The organism is Streptomyces sp. NBC_01210 (genome assembly GCF_036010325.1).
GTDB lineage: Bacteria > Actinomycetota > Actinomycetes > Streptomycetales > Streptomycetaceae > Streptomyces.
The window spans coordinates 7,483,794-7,505,035 of sequence record NZ_CP108549.1 but is presented as its reverse complement, the minus strand read 5'-3'; the positions used below and the strand labels follow the sequence as shown (position 1 = coordinate 7,505,035).

Here is a 21,242-nt window from a genome sequence, read left to right as displayed (position 1 = left end):
CCCTGCATCCCATTACGCTTCCCCGAGTGACTACTCCTGACTACGCCACGTACATCGCCTCCCTGCCCCGCATCCTCGCCGGCGCCGCCGCGCTCATCCGTGACGGTCGGGGGCGAGTACTGATCGTCGAGCCCAACTACCGTGACGGCTGGGCGCTGCCGGGCGGGACCATCGAGTCGGACCGGGGCGAGACCCCCCGGCAGGCGGCGCGGCGGGAGACGCTCGAAGAGATCGGGCTCGATGTGGAGCCGGGCGCGCTGCTCGCGGTCGACTGGGTGCCTGGCGAGTCGCGGCCACCCATCGCCGCGTATGTGTACGACGGCGGGGTGCTGACCGAGGCGCAGTTCGCGGCGATCCGGCTGCAGGAGGAGGAGCTGATTTCCTGGCGGCTGGTGTCCCGTGACGAGATCGGCGAGCACCTGCTGGGGGAGCTGGGGCATCGTGTGCTGGCCGCTCTCGACGCGCTGGAGAGGGGCAGCGGGACGGTGGAGCTGGAGAACGGGCAGCCGCCCGCCTGACTGCGCGGACCGTCGGGCCGGTCCGGGGGCGGGCCAAATCGGCTCGCCGCCTCGGGGGACCGCTGCGTAGGCTCGCCGCATGACTCTCGTCGCAATCCTCAGCGGCGCCGGCATCTCCACGGACTCCGGCATCCCCGACTACCGCGGGCCCAACGGCCTGTGGCGGCGCGATCCGGAGGCCGAGAAGCTCGTCACGTACGACTACTACATGGCCGATCCGGAGATCCGCCACCGCTCCTGGCTGATGCGGCGCGACAGCACGACCTGGCGCGCCGAGCCGAACCCCGCGCACCGTGCCGTCGCCGAGCTGGACCGGCAGTCCGGGTTCGCCGTGCGGGTGATCACCCAGAACGTCGACGGACTGCACCAGCTGGCCGGTATGCCCGACCGCAAGGTGCTCGAACTGCACGGCACGGCACGGACGGTGGTCTGTACGCGCTGCCATGTCCGCACCTCGATGGAGGACGCGTTGGTACGGGTCGAGGCGGGCGAGGAGGACCCGCCATGCCTGGCATGCGGGGGGATCCTGAAGTCCGCGACGGTGATGTTCGGGCAGCGGCTCGACCCGACGGTGCTGGCCGAGGCGATGGCGATCGCGAAGGCCTGCGAGGTCTTCATCGCGGTCGGTACGAGCCTGCAGGTGCAGCCCGCCGCCTCGCTGGCGGGCATCGCGGCGGAGCACGGCGCGCGGCTCGTCATCGTCAATGCGGAGCCGACGCCGTACGACGAACTGGCGGACGAGATCGTGCGCGAGCCGATCGGCGAGGCGCTCCCGGCACTGCTGAAGCGGCTGATTCCGAGCCCCGCCGGCGATTGAGGCGTGGGGCCCGGGGCGGATCCCCGGTTCTTGGCACAGCGAGTCTTCTCAGAACAGTGCGTCGTCCGGCGTGCCGGATTCGAACGCCAGCAGACGCTGCTTGCGGTCGAGCCCGCCGCCGTAGCCGACCAGGCTGCCCTTCGAGCCGATGACCCGGTGGCACGGCACGATGATCCCGATCGGGTTCCTGCCGTTGGCCAGTCCCACCGCGCGGGATGCGGCGGGATTGCCGAGCGACTCCGCCAGCTCGCCGTACGTACGTGTCTCGCCGTACGGGATCTGCCGCAACTGGTCCCAGACGGCTCGCTGGAAGGGCGTACCGTCCAGCCGCATCGGCAGGTCGAACTCCGTCAGCTCGCGGGCGAAGTACGCATCGAGCTGCCGGATCGTCCCGCCGAACGGGGCGGCGTCGGGTTCACCGAACGTCTCCTCGTCCGGGCGGTGGCGCTGCTGGACCATGTAGAGGCCACTCAGCACCCCGTCGGTGGCCACGAGGGTCAGCGGGCCGTAGGGGCTGTCGACGACCGTGTGCTGCCTGGTCATGGGTGAACTTCCTTACGCGGGGAGGCGGTTGATGGCGTGATCGTCGGTGGCCCAGAGGTACTGGACGGCGTATGCCCGCCAGGGTCGCCAGGCCGCGGCGCGCCCGGTGAGCGCGGCCGGGGTCGAGGGCAGACCGAGTTCGGCAGCGGCGCGCCGCATCCCGAGGTCGCCGGGCAGGAAGGCGTCGGGGTCGCCGAGGGCCCGCATCGCGATCACCTCGACCGTCCAGGGGCCGAATCCGGGCAGCGCGGTCAGCTGGGCGCGCGCCTGCTCCCAGTCGCTGTCCAGGCCGAGCCGCAGCGAGCCGCCGGCGAGCGCGCCGACCAGGGTCGTCAGCGTGATGCGGCGGCTGCGCGGCAGCGCCAGGGTTTCCGGGTCCAGCGCGGCCAGCGCCTCGGAGGACGGGAAGAGATGGGTGAGGCCGCCCTCGGGGTCGTCGATCGCCCGGCCGTGCGCGGTGACCAGTCGGCCGGCGTGGGTGCGGGCGGCGGCCGTCGAGACCTGCTGGCCGAGCACCGCCCGTACCGCGAACTCCGCGGCGTCCACAGTCCGCGGCACCCGCCGGCCGGGGGCCTTGTCGACCAGCGGTGCGAGCAACTCGTCCGTACGCAGCTGGTCGTCGACGGCTACCGGGTCGGCATCGAGATCGAGCATCCAGCGGCAGCGGCTGATCGCGATGGTGAGATCGCGCGGGTCGGTGAGGGAGAGCCGGCAGGCGATGTGGTCGGGCCGCGGGGTGAGGGCGACGATGCCGTGTCCGTACGGGAGGCTCAGGGTGCGGCGGTAAGCGCCGTCGCACCACTCCTCGACGCCGGGGACCCCGGTCGCGGCGAGATGCCCGAAGAGGTTGCTGGGGTTGAGCGGCGCGCGGTACGGCAGGCGCAGTGCGATCACGCCGGGAGTCTGCGGCGGTGCGGAACTGCTGTGCGCGGCGCGGGTGCGCAGTTCGCTCGGGGCCAGCGCGAACACCTCGCGGACGGTGTCGTTGAAGGTGCGGATGGAGGAGAAACCGGCCGCGAAGGCGACCTCGGCCATGGGGAGGCCGGTGGTCTCGATGAGGAGGCGGGCGGTCTGGGCGCGCTGGGCGCGGGCCAGGGCGAGCGGGCCCGCGCCCAGCTCGGCGAGGAGCTGGCGCTCGATCTGCCGGGTGGAGTAGCCGAGGCGGGCGGCGAGGCCCGGCACGCCTTCGCGGTCGACGACCCCGTCACGGATGAGCCGCATGGCGCGGGCGACCGCGTCGGCGCGGGCGTTCCACTCCGGCGAGCCGGGGCTGGTGTCCGGGCGGCAGCGCTTGCAGGCCCGGAATCCGGCCTGCTGGCAGGCGGCGGCGCTCGGGTAGAAGGTCATGTTCTCGACCTTCGGCGGCACCACCGGGCAGCTGGGACGACAGTAGATCCGCGTGGTCAGTACGGCCGTGAAGAACCAGCCGTCGAATCGGGCGTCCTTCGACTGGACGGCACGTACGCAGCGCTCGGTGTCGGTGTGCATGGCTCAAGCATCGGGGATGCCGAACGGCTGGAGCTAGCGAGAAAACGACATCAGCCTTGCGCTGCCAGGGCCGTCTCGAACTCCGTGTACGCCTGCTCGTCGAAAAGCACGAACCGTACCTCGGTGACGGGTGCCGCGGCCGCATCGCGCACCGTACGGATCGCGATGCGCGCCCCGTCGTCCATCGGCCAGCCGTAGATGCCGGTCGAGATGGCGGGGAAGGCGACGGTCTCGGCTCCCAACTCGGCTGCCACGCGCAACGATTCGCGGTAGCAGGAGGCGAGGAGGGCGGACCGGTCCTCCTGGCGGGACCAGACGGGGCCGACCGTATGGATCACATGGCCGGCATTGAGGTTGCCCGCGGTGGTGGCGACGGCCCGGCCGGTGGGCAGGCCCTTTCCGTAGTGCGAGGCGCGCAGGGCGCGGCACTCGGCCAGGATCTCCGGGCCGCCGCGCCGGTGGATCGCCCCGTCGACGCCACCGCCGCCGAGCAACGAGGAATTGGCGGCGTTGACGATGGCGTCGACCTGCTGCTGGGTGATGTCGCCGCGTACGAGGGTGATGGCCGGGCGGTGCTGTGTCATACGGCCATGATGCGTCGTCTCAGCCGGCGGCGCGGAGGCAGCGCCATACCGCCTTCGCCGCATGGTGGCCGGACATGCCGTGCACCCCTGGGCCCGGCGGGGTCGCGGAGGAGCAGAGGAAAACGGCGGGGTGCGCGGTCGCGTACGGGACGCGGGCGAGCTTGGGGCGGATCACCGTCTGGAGTCCGGCGTAGGCACCACAGGCGATGTCACCGCCGACATAATTGGCGTTGCGCTGGGCGATCCGGGGCGGACCGGCGACGGCGCGGGCCAGCACGAGATCGCGGAAACCGGGCGCGAAGCGCTCCAGCTGCCGCTCGATGACCTCGGTGGCGTCGCCTTCCCAGCCGGCCGGCACATGGCCGTACGCCCACAGGACATGCTTGCCGGCCGGGGCCCTGGACGGGTCGATCACGCTCGGCTGGGCGGTGATCAGGAAGGGGACCCTGGGGTCGCGACCCCCGACGGCGGCGGCCAGGGCCGCCTCGATCTCACCGGCCGTGGGACCAATATGGACGGTGCCTGCAGCGCGGGCCTCCTTCGCGGTCCAGGGCATCGGCCCCGACAGCGCGTAGTCGATCTTGAAAGCGGCGGCGCCGTACCGGTAGTGCTTGTATGCCTGGCCGAGACCGGCGATCCGGGCGAGCGCGGTCGGCGAGGTGTCGAAGATGTACGCGCGGGCCGGAGGCAGCTCGTCCAGCCGCTTCACCTCCGTGCCGGTGTGGATCACGCCGCCCTGTTCCCGCAGATACGAGGCGAGCGCGTCGGAGATCGCCTGCGAACCGCCACGCGGCACCGGCCAGCCCACCTCATGGGCGGCCAGCGCGAACATCAGGGCGATGCCGCCGGTGGCAAGCCCGCTGATGGGGGCGATGGCGTGGGCTGCGAGCCCGGCGAACAGGCCGCGCGCCCGCTCGCCCTCGAAGCGGCGCGAGAGCAAGCTGGCCGGCTGCAGCGCGGTCAGCCCGAACCGGGCGAAGCGGTACGGGTCTCGGGGCAGCCCGTCCCAGGGCACGCGCAGCAAATCGGCGGCGAGGGTGTCCCAGTGGCCGATGTAGGGGGCGACGAGGCGTCGGTACGCTCCCGCGTCACCGGCACCGAAGGACATGGCGGTCTCGCCGACCGAGCGGCTCAGCACGGCGGCCGTGCCGTCGGGGAAGGGGTGGGCGAGCGGTAGTTCGGGATGCAACCACTCGAGGCCGTGCCGCGCCAGGGGCATGGCGGCGAAGGCGGGCGAGCCGGCGCCGAGCGGGTGGACGGCGGAGCACGGGTCATGGCGGAAGCCGGGGAGGGTGAGTTCTTCGGTCCTCGCTCCCCCACCGATCGTGCCCATGGCCTCGTACACCGCCACCGAGAAGCCACGGCGGGCCAGTTCGACAGCAGCGGTCAGTCCGTTGGGTCCCGCCCCCACGACGACGGCATCGAGCATCGACGGCACCTTCGGGCTCCTTTGTCAGCCGATGGCCAAGGTCCCCAGGATATTCCCGGGCACCGACAGCGGGCGCGGCGGTGGCCTCCGCCGTGATGAATTGCACGATCGAATCGCCTCCGGCGGGGTGCGGGCTGCCTCCGGCGGGGTCGTCCGGTCTTGTCCGGTGCGGGCTCCGGTGCCCCTCCGGGCTCGACTCCTCGGGGTCGGCGGCGTACAGGCCCTTGGTGCGTGACCCCGGACTTGCCGCCAATCCCCTGCGGGGACGACCCTGCACGGCCCCTCCCCACCCGAACGACATGGGTGCCGCCCGCCGGGGGGGTACAGCGGTCCGCCGGAGGAAACCACCCACCGGACAGCAACCGACAACGCCCCCGGCCCACCTTGGCCACATGACCGGGCAACTGGCGGGGGCGACACTGCACGGCACCTCCCCACCCGTACGAGACAAGAGCGCCCGCCGCGGGGGTACAGCGGTTCGCCGGTGGAAACCACCCACCGGACAGCAACCGACAACGCCCCCGGCCCACGCTCACCACATGACCGAGCAACTGACGCCCCCGGCCCACGCTCACCACAAGACCGAGCAACTGACGCCCCCGGCCCACGCTCACCACAAGACCGAGCAACTGAGGAAAGCACCCCGTCACCCCAGCAACAGGCTCCGTACCCGGCGTGCCGTGTCCGCGTCGCGCGCCGCCGTGAACGGGAGCGCATTGCCTCCCTCGATACGGAACCGCTCACCCGCCACCGTCATCTGCGCCCCGCCCGCCTCCGACACCAGAAGTAGCCCCGCCGCGTGGTCCCATGCGTTCTCCCAGGAGAAGGCCACCGCGTCCAACTCGCCCCGGGCAACGGCCAGATACTCCAGGCCCGCCGAACCGCAGGGACGAGCATGCACTCCGGGCACGTCCAGGCCCAGGAGGGCGCGCTTCTGGTCCGGGGTCGTGTAGTCCGGGTGGGACATGGCCACCTCGAGCACCGCGTCGGGCGCGGGCGAACCCGACCGTATCGGCGCGTCGTTGAGCCGGGCGCCACCGCCCCGTACCGCGATCGCCATCTCCTCCAGCACCGGCGCGTACGTCCAGGAGGCGAGCACCTCGCCGTGCTGGGCGAGGGCGACCAGTGTGCAGAAGCCCGCCTCGCCGCGGACGAACTGCCGGGTGCCGTCGACCGGGTCGACGATCCACACGGGCGCGTCGCCGTGCAGCGCCTCGTACACGGACGGATCCGCGTGCACCGCTTCCTCGCCGACCACCACGGAGCCGGGGAGCAGCGCCGTCAGGGATTTCGTGAGGTGCTCCTCGGCGAGCCGGTCGGCGATCGTCACCAGGTCGTGCGGGCCGCTCTTCTCGACGATCTCGTGCGCGGCAAGCTGCCGGAAGCGCGGCGTGATCTCGGTGGCGGCCGCCTTGCGGACCGCCTCCTCGACGTCGGAGAGATCACCGTTCAGGAAGTCATGGATCATATCGCCAGCTAAGCACGGCCCGCTGACATCGGGCTGTCCGCTCAGCGCCCCACCGCGTAACCCTGCATTCCCCTCGGGTTCGCTGCGGCCGACAGCACGCCCGTCCGCGGGTCCCGGGCGACCGCGCACAGCCGGCCCTCCGACCAGCCGTCACCGACCGTCACATCGTGACCACGGAGCCGCAGCTCGGTGATCACGTCCGGGTCCGTCCGGGATTCGACGGTCACGCTGCCCGGCCGCATACCGCGCGGGTAGAAGGAGCTGGGGAAGCTGTCGTTGTGCCAGCCCGGCGCGTCGATCGCGCCCTGGAGGTCGAGCCCGCCGCGTACCGCCGGGCGGAGCGCCACAGCCAGGAAGAAGTGCAGCTGCCACTGGTCCTGCTGGTCGCCGCCGGGCGTTCCGAAGGCCATCACGGGCACGCCGTCGCGCAGCGCGAGCGAGGGCGTGAGGGTGGTGCGGGGCCGGCGGCCCGGCGTGAGGGTGTTGGGCAGGCCGGGGTCGAGCCAGGCCATCTGGAGGCGCGTGCCGAGGGGGAAGCCCAGCTCGGGGACGACGGGGTTGGACTGCAGCCAGCCGCCGCTCGGTGTGGCGGCGATCATATTGCCCCAGCGGTCGACGATGTCGAGGTGGCAGGTGTCGTCGCGGGTCGCGCCATCCTTGGCGACGGTGGGCTCACCTACCCCCATGGGGCTGAATTCGGGCTCGTCGTCGGCCGCGTCCCCGGCGTGCGTACTCAGTACGGGCGTGCGGCCGCCGGGGCTGCCGGGGCGCAGTTCGTACGAGGCCTTGTCGCCGATGAGCGCGCGGCGGGCTGCGTTGTACGGCTCCGACAGCAGCGCGTCGAGGGGCACTTCGGCCGCGTCCCCGTACCAGGCCTCCCGGTCCGCCATCGCCAACTTGCAGCCCTCGACGAGCAGATGGACGTAGGCGGCCGAGCCGTACTCCGGCAGCTCGTCGGGGAGCAGCGCCAACTGCTGGAGGAAGGCGGGACCTTGGCTCCAGCCGGCTGCCTTGCACAGGGTCCAGCCGTTCCAGTCGTACGTCGCCGGGGCTTCGTAGGATGCGGACCAGTCCGCCAGGTCGGCCGCCGTCAGCGTGCCTGTGTGGCGTTCGCCGCTGGTGTCCAGTGTGGGGCGGGCGGCCTGGCGCACGAGCGCCTCGGCGACGAAGCCCTCGCTCCATACTTTCCGCGCGGCCTCGATCTCGGCGACGCGCCCGCCGCCGGACGTCTCGGCGATCAGCCGCCGCCAGGTCGCGGCGAGCGCCGGATTGCGCAGCAACTCACCGGGGGCGGGGGTGTTGCCGCCCGGCAGATACACCTCGGCGGACGACGTCCACTCCGTCTCGAACAGCTCGCGGACGGTCTCCACGGTCTCGCCGATCCGCTCGACGGGCGCGTGTCCGTCCTCCGCATATCCGATCGCGTAACGCAGCACGTCGGAGAGGGACTTGGTGCCGTAGTCGCGCAGCAGCACCATCCACGCGTCGAACGCCCCGGGCACGGCGGCGGCCAGCGGTCCCGTGCCGGGCACGAGGTCGAGGCCCAGGGAGCGGTAGTGGTCGACGCTCGCGCCGGCGGGTGCGGGCCCCTGCCCGCAGAGCACCCGCACCTCGCCGTCAGCCGGCGCGAGGATGATCGGCACCTCGCCGGCGGGACCGCACAGATGCGGCTCGACGACATGCAGGACGAATCCCGCGGCGACGGCGGCGTCGTAGGCGTTGCCGCCGTCCTCGAGGACAGCCATCGCACACTGCGAGGCGAGCCAGTGGGTGGAGGACACCATGCCGAAGGTGCCCTGGAGAGTCGGCCGGGTGGTGAACATGCCATGTGCCACCTTGCTGTTGGGGCGAATCCATCGGTCCGGGTCAGCCATGCTCTTCCTGCCGGACCGGTTCGTGCTCCGCATCCCCACGGCTCGATCGGACCACTGGCCGCGACATCGCCACGCCCGGCCGACGACCGATACCCCGCCCGGCCACACCCCCACGTCATCCCCCGAAGGTTTCCGGAGCCGACCACCAAGCATTACCAGCCCACTGGGGATCGTGCCAGGCTGTGCCGCGTGGTCATGCCACATCCCGCCTCTCCGGAGCGGACGGCGGGCTGACAGGTCAGCCGACCCCCTCCCCGCCGGTCATCTCCACGCCGCCCATGCGGTCGGTAGGGCGACGCCCTCTGGGCTGCTGCGGTTCCGGTTGTACGGACACCGGCGGCAGGGGACGCTCCACGGGCCGGGACACCGTGACGGTGAGCGGCTCGCCGTGGTGCAGGATCTTCAGCGGGTCCCCCTCCACCAGGGTGTAGACGGCTGCGGAGCTGCGGATGTCCACATGAAGCCTGCGCCCCCGCACCAGCACGGTGAACCGAAGTCCGGAGAGACGCTCGGGCAGCCGCGGGGAGAACCCCAGATCGCCCGCACCGCTCTCCCCGTCGTACTGGCGCATTCCTCCGAGCCCGAGCACCAGCGCCGTCCAGGTGCCCGCAAGGGAGGCGATATGCAGGCCGTCGCGGGTGTTGTGCTCCAGGTTCTCCAGGTCCATCAGGGCCGCCTCGCCCAGATAGGCATAGGCCAGCCGGAGGTGTCCCGTCTCGGCGGCCATGACGGCCTGGCAGCACGCCGACAGCGAGGAGTCCCGTACGGTCAGCTGCTCGTAGTAGGCGAAGTTGCGGGCCTTCTCCTCGGCGGTGAAGGCGTCGCCGCAGGTCAGCATGGCGAGGACCAGGTCCGCCTGTTTCACGACCTGTTTGCGGTAGAGGTCGAAGTACGGGAAATGCAGCATCAGCGGGTACTGCTCCGGGGAGGTGTTGTCGAAGTTCCACCGCTGGAAGCCCGTGAACCCGACCGACTGCTCGTGCACACCGAGCAGCTCGTTGTACGGCACGGCGATCCGGGCGGCGGCGTCCCGCCATGCGGCGGTCTCCTCGTCGTCGACCCCCAGTTCCTCCGCGCGTTCGACGTGGCGCACCGCCGTCTCCGCGGCAGCCACCAGATTCCGGCGCGCCATCAGGTTGGTGTAGAGGTTGTCGCGGGCGATGGCGCTGTACTCGTCGGGGCCCGTGACCCCGTCGATATGGAAGACGCCCTCCGCGTCGTGGTGGCCGAGCGAGTGCCAGAGCCGCGCGGTGTGCACCAGCAGTTCCAGTCCCGGCCCCCGCTCGAACGCCTCGTCGCCGGTGGCGGTCACGTACCGCAGCACGGCGTCGGCGATGTCGGCGTTGACATGAAACGCGGCCGTACCCGCCGGCCAGTACGCCGAGCATTCCGCGCCGGTGATGGTCCGCCACGGGAACACCGCTCCGGCCAGCCCGAGCTGATGGGCGCGGTCCCGGGCCGCGGGCAGGGTCGCGTGCCGCCAACGCAGGACCGGGGCGACGGACTGCGGGGCCGTGTAGGTGAGCACCGGGAGAACGAAGGACTCCACGTCCCAGAACGAGTGCCCGTCGTAGCCCGTCCCCGTCAGCCCCTTCGCGGGGATCGCCCGATCCTCGCCGCGGGCCGCGGCCTGCAGGACATGGAACAGCCCGAAGCGCACGGCCTGCTGGATCTCCGCGTCCCCGTCCACCTCCACGTCCGCGCCGGACCAGAAGTTGTCCAGATAGGCCCGCTGCTCGGCGAGCAGGCCGTCCCAGCCGGTGCTGCGGGCGGCGGCGACCGCGCCGTCGACCTGGTCGTGGACGGCGGGCAGCGACCTCTCCGCGGACCACCCGTACGCCACGAACTTCACCAGCCGCAGCCGCTCGCCGGGCGCCAGGGCGGCGGTGACCGTGAGCCTGCTGACGTCGGGCTCGCTCTCGGCCGACCAGGCCGTCCCCTCGGGGCCCTCGACGATGTGGTCGGCCGCGGCCGCCACCCGCTGGCCGCTCTTCCGGGTGCAGTGCACCAGGCGCAGCCGCGTGTCCTGGGCGAAGTCCTCCTCCGCCACGAGCGGGGACTCGACCGCGGCCGCGACCCGCGGGTCGCCGGTGTCGTACGGCATCTGCTCGTTGGCGACCAGCTCGGACTGGACGGCCACGGTGGCCCCGGCGTCCAGCGGCTCCACCTCGTACGCGATCGCCGCGATGGCGCGCTGGGTGAACGACACCAGCCGGTACGAGGTGATGCGGACGGCGCGGCCGCCGGGGGAGGTCCACTCCGCGGTGCGGCGGAGGACTCCTGTACGGAAGTCCAGCACCCGCTCGTGTGCCGTGAGTTCGCCGTACCGCAGGTCGTACGGATGGTCGTCCACCAGCAGCCGGATGATCTTCCCGTCGGTGACGTTGATCATCGTCTGACCAGACTCCGGATAGCCGTAGCCGGCCTCGGCGTACGGCAGCGGGTGCAGTTCGTGGACACCGTTGAGATAGGCGCCGGGAAGCCCGTGCGGTTCGCCCTCGTCGAGATTGCCGCGCCATCCGATGTGGCCGTTGGCGAGCGCGAACACGGACTCGCTCTGGGCGAGGACGTCGAGGTTCAGCTCGGTCTCGCGCAGGCACCACGGTTCGACCACATAGCCGGGATGGGTGATCATCGTGACTCCAGCAGTTCGGCGAGATCCTTCACGACGATGTCCGCGCCGTGCCGCCGGAGCTCCGCGGCCTGCCCGGTCCTGTCGATGCCCACGACAAGGCCGAACCCCCCTGCCCGGCCGGCCTCCACGCCCGCCAGGGCGTCCTCGAAGACCGCCGCGGCACCCGGTTCGGCGCCCAGGGCACGGGCGGCGGCCAGATAGGTGTCCGGTTGCGGCTTGCCCCGCAAACGCTGCTCCCTGGCGACGATCCCGTCGATGCGCTCCTCGAAGAGATCCTCGATGCCGGCCGCAGCCAGCACATCGCGGCAGTTGGCGCTCGAGGAGACCACGGCACGTCGCAGACCCGCGTCCCTGGCGGCGCTCACATACGCCACCGAGCCCTCGTATGCCTCCACACCCTGCTCACGGATCTTACGGAGCACCAGCGCGTTCTTACGGGTGCCCAGGCCGTTCACCGTCTCCCTGTCCGGTCCGTCGTCGGGCGCACCCTCGGGCAGCCGGATCCCCCGCGACGCGAGGAAGGTGCGCACCCCGTCCTCGCGCGGCCGGCCGTCCACGTACTCGTCGTAGTCGTGCACGGCGTCGAACGGCTCGAAGGGAACGCCCTCACGTTCGGCGCGCCGACGGAGGTAGTCGTCGAACATCTCCTTCCACGCCGCCGCGTGCACCTTCGCGGTGCGCGTGAGGACGCCGTCGAGGTCGAACAGACAAGTGCGTACGTGATCCGGAAGCCCCAGCATGCCGTCGAGGCTAGAAGGGTGAGGCGGTCGCCGGGGGCGGCAGATGCCGCCCGCCGCGCCATGCGTAGCCCGTGGGGATGATGTACCAGTGTCATCCGGAGCAGCCGCGGCGCGGCCCGGGCACCGGGCCCGGGCGCACGGGGGGTCGCTCGCGGGTGTCAGTGAGCGTCCGGCAGGCTCCACCGGTAGGGCGCGATGAGCCGGTCGACCGACTCGGGGCCCCAGGAGCCCGGTGCGTAGGGCTCGACCGGCGGCGGGTTCTCCAGCAGCGGGGCGGACGCCTTCCAGAGCCGTTCGATCCCGTCGGAGCGGGTGAACAGGGACTGGTCCCCGAGCATCGCGTCCAGGATGAGGCGCTCGTATCCCTCCAGCGCGTACATCGAGTCGACGGAGTCGGCGTAGTTGAAGACCATCTCGGCCTCGCTCAGGCGCATGGCGGGTCCTGGCTCCTTCACCAGGAAACGGGCGGCGATCCGGCCGGGGTCAGCGAAATCGATCACCAATTCGTTGTTCCGGGATTCCGTGCCGCTCTGCGCGGCCAGGGGGAACATACGCAGCGCCGGTTCCCGGAAGCCGAGCGTCACGACATGCCGCCCCTGACCGAGCGCCTTTCCCGAGCGCAGGTAGAAGGGCACTCCGGCCCACCGCCAGTTGTCGAGTTCGACGCGCAGTGCGACGAAGGTCTCGGTGTCCGACCGGGGATCGACACCCGGCTCGTCGCGATAGCCCTCGTACTGGCCGCGGACGATCTGTGACGGATCCAGCGGCCGCATGCTCTCGAAGACCTTCTCCTTCTCGTCCCGCAGGGGCTTCGCCGCAAGGGCGGTCGGGGGTTCCATCGCCACGAACCCCATGAGCTGGAAGAGGTGAGTGACGATCATGTCCCGGAAGGTGCCGGTCCCTTCGAAGAACTGTGCGCGGCCCTCGATGCCGATCTTCTCCGGCACGTCGATCTGCACATGGCTGATGTGGTCGCGGTTCCACACGGGCTCGAGGATGCCGTTGGCGAAGCGGAGGGCGAGGATGTTGTCGACGGACTCCTTGCCGAGGAAGTGGTCGATGCGGAAGACGCGGGACTCGTCGAAGACCGCGTGGATCGTCGCGTTGAGGGCCTGGGCCGAGGGGAGGTCAGTGCCGAAGGGTTTCTCCACGATGACACGGGCGTTGTCGGCGAGGCCGGTCGTGCCGAGCAGCTCCACGACGGAGCCGAAGGCCTTGGGCGGCACGGCGAGGTGGAACAGGCGCCGGGGGTTGCCGCCGACGGCCCGCTCGGCCTCCCCTACGGCCTCCAGAAGCGGCTCGGGGGCGTCGGGGTCGGCCGCGCCGAAGGACAGCGCGTCCTCGAACTCCTGCCACGCCTTGCCCTCGGGCTTCGACCTGCCGAACTCGGCGACCGCCTCCCGTGCCCGTTTGCGGAATTCGTCGTCACTGAGCGCGACCTGGGAGGGCGCCGAGCCGATGACACGGAAGCGGGGCGGCATCAGCCCCGCCTTGGCCAGGTGGAAAAGCCCCGGCAGGAGCTTGCGCCGGGCCAGGTCGCCGGTCGCGCCGAAGAGCACGATGACATGGTCCTCCGGGACCGGGGGACGGCTTTCCGGCTGAGCAGGGCCGGCCACGGTTCACCCCGCCTTCTCGGCGTGACCGCCGAACTCGCCGCGCATCGCGGACAACAGCTTGTCGGTGAACTCGCCCAGCCCGCGCGATTCGTACCGCTGCGTCAGCGCGGAGATGATGACCGGGGCGGGCACGCTCTCGTCGACCGCCGCCAGGACCGTCCAGCGGCCCTCCCCCGAGTCCGAGACGCGGCCGGTGAACGTGTCGAGCTCGGGCGAGCGCGCCAGCGCGTCGGCGACCAGGTCGACAAGCCATGAACTGACGACCGAGCCCCGGCGCCACACCTCGGCGACCTCAACGACATCGATCTCGTACTGGTAGGCCTCCGGCTCGCGCAGCGGGGCGGTCTCGGCGTCGACGGCCCTGCGGCGCATGCCCGCGTCCGCGTGCTTGATGATGCTGAGCCCCTCGGCGACGGCGGCCATCATCCCGTACTCGACTCCGTTGTGCACCATCTTCACGAAGTGGCCCGCGCCGCTCGGGCCGCAGTGCAGATAGCCCTCGGGCGCGGTCCCGTCGGCGCGGGTCCTGCCCGCGGTGGGCTCGACGCTCCCGGCGCCGGGGGCGATGGTGCGGAAGATCGGGTTCAGCCGTGCCACCGCGTCGTCCTCGCCGCCGATCATCAGGCAGTAGCCCCTTTCGAGGCCCCAGACGCCGCCCGAGGTCCCGCAGTCGACGTAGTGGATTCCGCGGGGAGCGAGCTGCTGCGCCCGGGCGATGTCGTCCCGGTAGTACGAGTTGCCGCCGTCGACGACGGTGTCATCGGGGTCGAGCAGCGCGGCCAGCTGGTCCAGTGTCGGCTGCACCACCCCGGCGGGGAGCATCTGCCAGACGTTCCTGGGCTTTTCCAGCTTGTCGACGAAGTCATGGAGCGAGGTGGCGGCCGTCGCCCCCTCCTTCTCCAGCTCCTGCACGGCCTCCCGGTCGAGGTCGTAGACGACGCATCGGTGACCGTCACGCATCAGCCGGCGCACGAGATTGGCGCCCATCCGGCCGAGCCCGATCATGCCGAGCTGCATGGGTGTGTCAGTGGTCATGTCCGGCTTCCCCGTTCTTCAGAGCGCGGTGATGATGACGGATGAGGGCGTTGGTGGACGGCTCGTGGCCGAGGTCCGGCTCATGTCCTCGCCTCCTGCCGGGACTCCACCAGCTCCCGTGCGACCTCGGCCACCCGCTGCGGGGTGAATCCGAACTTCGTGAGCAGTTGTTTCAGGGGCGCCGAGGCACCGTAGGTGTGCATGCCGACGAGAGCGCCCCCGTCTCCCACGTAGCGGTCCCAGCCGAACGTCGATGCCTGCTCGATGCCGACCCGCGCGGTCACCGCCGGCGGCAGGACCTGGTCGCGGTACTCCCGCGGCTGACGGTCGAACAGCTCCCAGCACGGCATGCTGACCACCCGGGCCCCGATGCCGTCGGCTGCGAGTTCGTCCCTGGCGGCCAGCGCCAGGGACACTTCGGATCCGGTGGCGAGCAGGAGCACCTGTGGCTCGCCGGAGGGCGGGTCCGCCAGCACATAGGCACCGCGTGCGACACCCGAGGCGGCGGCCAGCCGCGTTCGGTCGAGCGTGGGCAGCGCCTGGCGGGAGAGGACCAGTGCCGCCGGCTCGTGCCGCAGGCCGGCGACCAGCCGCCAGGTCTCGACGACTTCGCCCGCGTCACCGGGGCGGAACACCAGCAGCCCCGGCATCGCGCGCAGGCCCGCGAGCTGTTCGACCGGCTGGTGGGTGGGTCCGTCCTCCCCGACGCCGATGGAGTCGTGCGTGAAGATGTGGACGACCGGGATCTCCATCAGCGCGGACAGCCGGATGGCTCCCTTGGCGTAGTCGGAGAAGATGAGGAATCCCGACCAGTACGGCCGCAGCTTGGTCAGGGCCATACCGTTGGCGACGGCCGTCGCGGCGTGCTCCCGGACGCCGAGGTGGAGGTTGCGCCCTGACGGGCTCTCCGGCTGGAAGTCTCCCGCGCCGTCGAAGGTGAGATGGGTCTTGGTCGACGGCGCGAGGTCGGCGGAGCCGCCGAGGAGCCAGGGAATGCTCAGTGCGAGGGCGTTGAGCACCTGGGCCGAGGAGTCCCTGGTGGCCAGGCCCTTGGGGTCGGCGGGGAAGTCGGGAAGCTTGCTGTCCCATCCGTCCGGGAGTTCACGGCGCTGCATGCACTCCAGCTCGTCGGCGAGTTCGGGCCAGGCGGCGCGGTATGCGTCGAACCGTTTCTCCCAGGCGGTGCGCAGTTGTGCACCACGCGCACCGATGCCCTGGCCGAACCAGTCACGGACCTCCTCGGGAATCCAGAACTGCTCGTCCTCGGGTAGGCCGAGGAAGCGCTTGGTCGCCCGGACGCCGTCCGGTCCGAACGGTGCTCCGTGGGCCTTCGGTGAGTCCTCGACGGGTGAGCCGTAGCCGATGTGGCTGTGGACCAGGACCAGGGTGGGGCGCTCGGTCTCGGCCCGGAAGGTGTGAAAGGCGCGGGCGACGGCGTCGAGGTCGTTGGCGTCGGCGACGGTGGTCACGTTCCAGCCGTATGCGAGGAAGCGGGCGGCGACGTCCTCGGTGAAGGTGATGCTGGTGTGGCCCTCGATGGTGACCCGGTTCGAGTCGTAGATCCAGCACAGGTTGGACAGCCGTTGATGCCCGGCGAGTGAGGCAGCCTCCGAGGCGACGCCCTCCATCATGCAGCCGTCCCCGGCGAGCGCGTACACATCGAAGTCGAAGAGTGGGAAGTCCTCCCGGTTGTATCGCGCGGCGAGCCACCTTCCGGCCATCGCCATCCCGACGGAGTTCGCCACCCCCTGGCCGAGCGGCCCGGTCGTGGCCTCGACACCGCTCGTCCAGCGGTACTCGGGGTGACCGGGGCAGCGGGAGCCGAGCTGACGGAACGACTTCAGGTCGTCGAGCGTCACCGCCGGCCGTCCCAGCACCTCGTAGTCCGGGTCGACGGCACGGACGCCGGTCAGATGGAGCAGGGACCACAGCAGCGTCGAGGCGTGCCCCTCGGAGAGCACGAAGCGGTCGCGGTTGGGCCAGATCGGGTCCTGGGGATCCAACCGCAGGAACCGCTGCCAGAGGGTGTAGGCGACTGGCGCGATCCCCATGGGCGTGCCCGGGTGGCCGGACTGGGCCTTCTGGACGGCGTCCATGCAGAGACCGCGGACAGTGTTCACCGACAGCGTGTCCAGGTCGGTCATGAGCGTTCCCCGATCTCGGTGGGTTCAGGTCGGTCCGTCGCCCGGCTCGCCCGGCGACGGCAGTCCGGCGCCGGGTGGGCCGCGCAGCGTTGGCGATCCTGCTCGGAGGATGCCGGGAGGTCCCGCTGCGATGCCTCACCCGCGACGGGTGAAATGCGTCAGGCGTGCGGAACGACGGCGACGGGACAGCGAGCGTGGTGGATCACCGCGTGGGTGACCGAACCGATGTGCGCGCCCGATGCCGCGCGTCGGCCGACGACAACAAGTCCAGCATCGGACGCGGCCTGGACGAGGTGGCTGGCCGCCCGCCCTGGAGCGGCCTCCTCGGACACCTTCACGCCCGGGAACCTGTCCCGGTAGGGGCGCACCGCGCCCGACAGCGCCGACTCCCGCTCCGCCTTGGTCCCCGGGTCGGGGCCGCCGTGCCCGGCAGCCTCGGCATGGCGGTGGAGGCCCGGATGGTGCCACGTGTGCACGATGTGCAACGGGACGGCGTGTCGTGCCGCGAAGGCGAATGCGAAGTCGAGAAGTTCGTCCTGCACATCGCGTACGTCCAGACCGAGGACCACTTTTCGGCGTCCGTCGCCGCCGGGGGCGCCGGCGTCTGCCTCGCGGTCGCCGTAATCCGGCCGTACGAGCACCACCGGGTGCTTCGCCTCCGCCACGACCTCCTGCCCCACCGAGCCGACGATGAAGCCGCCGACGGTGCCGAGTCCGGTCGACCCCAGGACGAGCAGGTCCGCGTCGGAGCCTGCGGCCAGCAGCGCCCTGGCGGGGGCGTCCTCGACCTCCTCCGTGGCCATGGCGACCCCCGACTGGCGCGCCCGGACACGCTCCTCCATCGCACCCAGCAGACTCTGCTCCTGGTCGGCCCGGGTCTCGCGGGACGGCTTCACGGCCTGGAGCTGGTGCTCGTGCCACTGCGAGGCGTTCACCAGCCGGAGGCCGGTGCCGCGCGCCGCGGCCTCGTCCGCGGCCCAGTCCACTGCCGCCAGGCACTCGTCGGAGTCGTCCACTCCCACAACGACGGGTCGGGACATGCTCTCTCCTTGCCTCGGGCTCTTGCGGGGGCCGTCACGAGGGCCGTCACGGGCATCCGCGCAAGAGGGGGCCTGGTCAAGAAATTACCCATACCCCGGAAATGCCGCGATTCAGGGCATCACGGACAGTGAACCGCGCCCTCCGCGGGTGGCAGGCTCCGGTGGTCCGTGCACGGACGGCCGGCCCGGTCCCGTACGGACGAGGCCGGAGCGCCCCCGCCCCGGCCGGTCGGCGCGAGACGGAAGCGTCCGGCCCTCGGTCGGCGGGTGGTCGGCCCCGCGCCTGCGGGGATGGCCCCCGTCACGGTGAACGCGCACGCGAAGCGTAGGCGCAGGTGTTGCCGCAGGCGTCGTTTGGCGGTCTTCTTCCCTCTGGCGGTACGGAGGTTCGCTCGGCCGAGTCGCCGAGTCGCCGAGGCAGTTCACGCAGTTCGGGCTGGAGCGGAACCCGGAGCCGGTTCGCGGTGTATCAGAGGCAGCACGGATTCCCGTGCGCCGGTTCACCGCGGACCGGTCGGCCGAGGGCAGGAGAGGCTCAATGCGCAGGTGTACGGGGATGGCTGCGGGCGTGATCGGGTTACTGACCGCGCTGCTGCTGACGGGCTGTTCGGCGGACGAGCCGTCGGGCCCGCCGGACCGCGGCCGGAATCGGGAGCGGGCCGGGGAGTTGGGGCCGGGCGTGGACTTGGGGACGGGCGGGGAGCGGTCGGTTCCGCTGCCTCGCATACCGTCCGCGCCAGGGCTTCCGGGCTGGGCTCACCAGGTGCGCTTCGCCGCCGACGGGAGCGGCTTCGCTCTGCTCGCCCGGTGTGTGGAGAACGCGGCGACGCCCGAGAAAGACTTCTGCAGGCAGTATGTCGCGGTGCTCGACCGGGGCGGCTCGACCTGGGCCCTGCGCCGATCGCCGCTGCCTGTGGTGCGCGGCAGCGCGGGCATAAGCGCAGACCTCCATGTCCTGGGCCCGGCCCGTGCCTGGATCCGGGAGAACAGCGACAAGCGGCCTCGCCGTACCTGGTTCACGGTGGACGGGGGCAGGTCCTGGCGGGCGGGTGACTGGAAGGCGCGCGGCACGGTGGCGACGATACCGAAGGGCGCTGTGCTGTCCACCGAGTGCGTGTCATCGCTCGACCCCGAGGACCAGGAGTGCACCCAGTACCGGATCGCGGTGCTCTCGCCGCAGGACGGTCGGCGCCGGTTCCTCAGGCAGGGGCCGTCGCAGCTGTGGGGTCTGCCCGCGAAGGCACCGATCGGGCAGCAACCACCAACTGCCTCTGACCCACGGCAACCACGGACCGGGGTGACTCCGGTCCCGGTGCCCGCGAGCGTGGCCGAGCCGGACGGTTCCTGGTGGGTGTCGGGCAGCGATCCGGTCTCGGGCGCGGTGGCGGTCGCCGTATCCCGTGACGCGGGCCGCCATTGGTCGGTCAGCAAGCTGCCCAGCCCCACGAAGAGGCCCGGGCGCCATGTTGCGGTTTCGGTCGGCCGGGACGCGGTCTACGCGGCGGAGATGGGCGAGCTGGAGGGCGGCGAGCCCGTGAAGAACCCGATGCGTGCCCTGCACCGCTCGCGCGATGGCGGCCGCACCTGGGAGCGGATGTGGACGACGGGCCCCAAGGAGGAGCCCCGGACTCTGCTCGGCCAGGTGGTGCCCGGTCGCGGCGGCGAGCTCGTACTGCACGGGGAGAAGGGGGCCTATGCGAGCAAGGACGCCGGTCGCACCTTCACGCGAACGGACCCCGGCCTGTTGTACGCCCTGCGGACCCCGCTCGGTCTCCTGGTCGACCAAGGCGGATGCATCCACCGGATAACCCCGGACGGCGTGCGGTGGACCGAGTTCCGGCTGGCATGTGCCTCCCCGTAGGGCACGCCCACAGCGGCGCAATACAAATGCCGCTTGTGCCCGTCAGGCGGCCCAGGTTGTCGATCGCCCGAGGTAGGAGAAGAAGACGTCCTCGGGGTCGTAGTGTGCCTTCAGCCGGCTCAGGCGGTCCCAGTCGGACGGGCTGAAGGAGCGGCGGGCTCGGGAGGGGTCGGCCGTGAGGTCGGCTTCCGCGATGTAGTGGCCCGTACCGAGGGGTTCGACGATGCGCATGGCGTCGCGCAGCCAGCTGATGTTGGCGTCGTCCTGCGCCGCGGAGTCCCAGATCGCGAACGGAACGACGTAGCTGTCGCCGAGCACCGAGAAGGCCATGTCGTGCTGAAGCGCCTTCTCCTGTGAGACCGGTGACACGGGGGCGAGTACGAGGGACTTCTCCGAAGGGGCCACCGCGACCACAGGGGCGAGCCTCGACAGCAGGGTTTCGTAGTCCGCGCCCGACCACAGGGTGTCGGCGCCACAGCGGTGGCTGGCCGGCCACACGGTCCCTGACGTCTCGTAAAGGACCTCGAGCGTGGTCGGCTCGTCGGCCTGCTGGAAGATGGCGTGGTCGGCGAGCGGGCAGACCCGCAGCGGCCCGAGGGAGCGGATCGCCTCTTCCTGGCTGTCCGCGAAGGCGGTGGCATCGACGATGACGACCTTGGGCCTCGGTGTGGCCGCCGACATGGCCGGGTCGGCGGTGCCCAGTGCGAAGGACAGCTCGACGGTCGGCGGAAGTTCGGTGGCGGCCTCGGTGACCCAGCGGGTCACGGGTACGACGTCCGCCAGCGGAAAGGCGTACGTGGTCGTGACGATCGCCGCCGGGCGCGGGTACAGGGCGAGGCGGAAGCCGGTGGCAATCGCGAAGAAGCCGGGGCCGGCTCCCCGCGCCGCCCAGAACAGGTCGGAGTTCTCGTTCGTGTCGCAGCGGACGACCTCGCCGGCGGCGGTCACGGCGTCTATCTGCCGCAGGCTCGCGCAAGCCGGTCCCAGCGCGCCGGAATTCCAGCCGAGACCGCCGCTGAGGAGATATCCGCCGAGGGCGACGGATCCGCAGTGCCCGGTGGGGAAGGCCAGGCCGTGCCGGGAGAGTTCGGAGGCGAGTGCGCGGCCGGTGGCGGCGGGCTGGACGGTCGCCGTGGCGGAGTCCGGGTCGATATGGATCCGGTTGAGTGCGGAGAGGTCGATGAGCATGCCCCCGTCGCGCAGTGGCGAGCCGCACCAGCTGTGCCCGCTCGACCGTACGGCGATGCGCAGACCCTCGGAGCGGGCCAGGGCGACGGCTTCCGGGACATCGCGTTCCGAGGCGACGCGGACGATCACATCCGGGAATCGCGGGGGCTTGACACCGTTCCACAGGATGCCCTGCCAGGCGCTCTCGTATCCGGGGTCGCCTCGCCGGACGATGTCTCCCTCGATACGCCGCGCCGGCGTCTGTCCGCCCATGATGACCCCA

The 21,242-nt window shown here is 71.4% G+C and carries 16 protein-coding genes; 3 read left to right on the top strand and 13 right to left on the bottom strand.

Going from position 1 to position 21,242, the window contains the following annotated elements:
• Positions 1-26 precede the first annotated feature (26 nt).
• Both OG735_RS33815 and OG735_RS33810 read left to right on the top strand, forming a co-directional pair.
• Positions 27-518: an NUDIX hydrolase gene (locus tag OG735_RS33815; protein ID WP_327326942.1), complete on the top strand. Its 492-nt coding sequence runs from the start codon at positions 27-29 to the stop codon at positions 516-518.
• 79 nt (positions 519-597) lie between these two features.
• On the top strand, positions 598-1,335 hold the full coding sequence (locus OG735_RS33810) for an SIR2 family NAD-dependent protein deacylase (protein WP_327326941.1): 738 nt from the start codon (positions 598-600) through the stop codon (positions 1,333-1,335).
• 48 nt (positions 1,336-1,383) lie between these two features.
• Here OG735_RS33810 and OG735_RS33805 read toward each other — a convergent pair whose 3' ends face one another.
• From OG735_RS33805 to OG735_RS33750, 12 genes are all read right to left on the bottom strand, one after another.
• Positions 1,384-1,878, bottom strand: coding sequence for a methylated-DNA--[protein]-cysteine S-methyltransferase (locus tag OG735_RS33805; protein ID WP_327326940.1), 495 nt, complete (start codon positions 1,876-1,878; stop codon positions 1,384-1,386).
• 12 nt (positions 1,879-1,890) lie between these two features.
• Complete coding sequence (locus OG735_RS33800; RefSeq protein WP_327326939.1) at positions 1,891-3,366, bottom strand: AlkA N-terminal domain-containing protein; 1,476 nt, start codon at positions 3,364-3,366, stop codon at positions 1,891-1,893.
• Between the two features lie 50 nt (positions 3,367-3,416).
• A complete protein-coding gene (locus OG735_RS33795) occupies positions 3,417-3,950 on the bottom strand; it encodes an O-acetyl-ADP-ribose deacetylase (RefSeq protein ID WP_327326938.1) in 534 nt (177 codons plus the stop codon).
• A 19-nt stretch (positions 3,951-3,969) separates the two neighbouring features.
• A complete protein-coding gene (locus OG735_RS33790) occupies positions 3,970-5,388 on the bottom strand; it encodes a phytoene desaturase family protein (RefSeq protein WP_327326937.1) in 1,419 nt (472 codons plus the stop codon).
• Positions 5,389-6,025: 637 nt separating this feature from the next.
• Positions 6,026-6,847, bottom strand: coding sequence for an inositol monophosphatase family protein (locus OG735_RS33785; RefSeq protein WP_327326936.1), 822 nt, complete (start codon positions 6,845-6,847; stop codon positions 6,026-6,028).
• A 41-nt stretch (positions 6,848-6,888) separates the two neighbouring features.
• Positions 6,889-8,670: a gamma-glutamyltransferase family protein gene (locus OG735_RS33780; protein ID WP_327326935.1), complete on the bottom strand. Its 1,782-nt coding sequence runs from the start codon at positions 8,668-8,670 to the stop codon at positions 6,889-6,891.
• A gap of 289 nt (positions 8,671-8,959) precedes the next feature.
• The gene (locus OG735_RS33775; protein ID WP_327326934.1) at positions 8,960-11,356 is read right to left on the bottom strand and encodes a glycoside hydrolase family 65 protein; all 2,397 of its coding nucleotides are present in this window, start codon (positions 11,354-11,356) and stop codon (positions 8,960-8,962) included.
• Positions 11,353-12,096, bottom strand: a complete 744-nt coding sequence (locus tag OG735_RS33770; RefSeq protein WP_327326933.1) for an HAD family hydrolase — start codon at positions 12,094-12,096, stop codon at positions 11,353-11,355. The genes OG735_RS33775 and OG735_RS33770 overlap by 4 nt, the downstream gene beginning before the upstream one ends.
• 158 nt (positions 12,097-12,254) lie before the next feature.
• Positions 12,255-13,712, bottom strand: coding sequence for a glucose-6-phosphate dehydrogenase (zwf, locus tag OG735_RS33765; RefSeq protein ID WP_327326932.1), 1,458 nt, complete (start codon positions 13,710-13,712; stop codon positions 12,255-12,257).
• Between the two features lie 3 nt (positions 13,713-13,715).
• Complete coding sequence (gene gnd, locus OG735_RS33760; protein WP_442812535.1) at positions 13,716-14,747, bottom strand: phosphogluconate dehydrogenase (NAD(+)-dependent, decarboxylating); 1,032 nt, start codon at positions 14,745-14,747, stop codon at positions 13,716-13,718.
• 80 nt (positions 14,748-14,827) lie between these two features.
• On the bottom strand, positions 14,828-16,891 hold the full coding sequence (tkt, locus tag OG735_RS33755; RefSeq protein WP_327326931.1) for a transketolase: 2,064 nt from the start codon (positions 16,889-16,891) through the stop codon (positions 14,828-14,830).
• Positions 16,892-17,049: 158 nt separating this feature from the next.
• Positions 17,050-17,931 carry a universal stress protein gene (locus OG735_RS33750; protein ID WP_327326930.1) on the bottom strand — a complete coding sequence of 294 codons (882 nt, stop codon included), beginning with the start codon at positions 17,929-17,931 and terminating at the stop codon, positions 17,050-17,052.
• 538 nt (positions 17,932-18,469) lie between these two features.
• Here OG735_RS33750 and OG735_RS33745 point away from each other — a divergent pair.
• Positions 18,470-19,792 carry a WD40/YVTN/BNR-like repeat-containing protein gene (locus OG735_RS33745; protein ID WP_327326929.1) on the top strand — a complete coding sequence of 441 codons (1,323 nt, stop codon included), beginning with the start codon at positions 18,470-18,472 and terminating at the stop codon, positions 19,790-19,792.
• A gap of 42 nt (positions 19,793-19,834) precedes the next feature.
• Here the strand turns inward: OG735_RS33745 and OG735_RS33740 are convergent, their stop codons facing one another.
• On the bottom strand, positions 19,835-21,232 hold the full coding sequence (locus OG735_RS33740) for an FAD-binding oxidoreductase (protein ID WP_327326928.1): 1,398 nt from the start codon (positions 21,230-21,232) through the stop codon (positions 19,835-19,837).
• Positions 21,233-21,242: the final 10 nt, after the last annotated feature.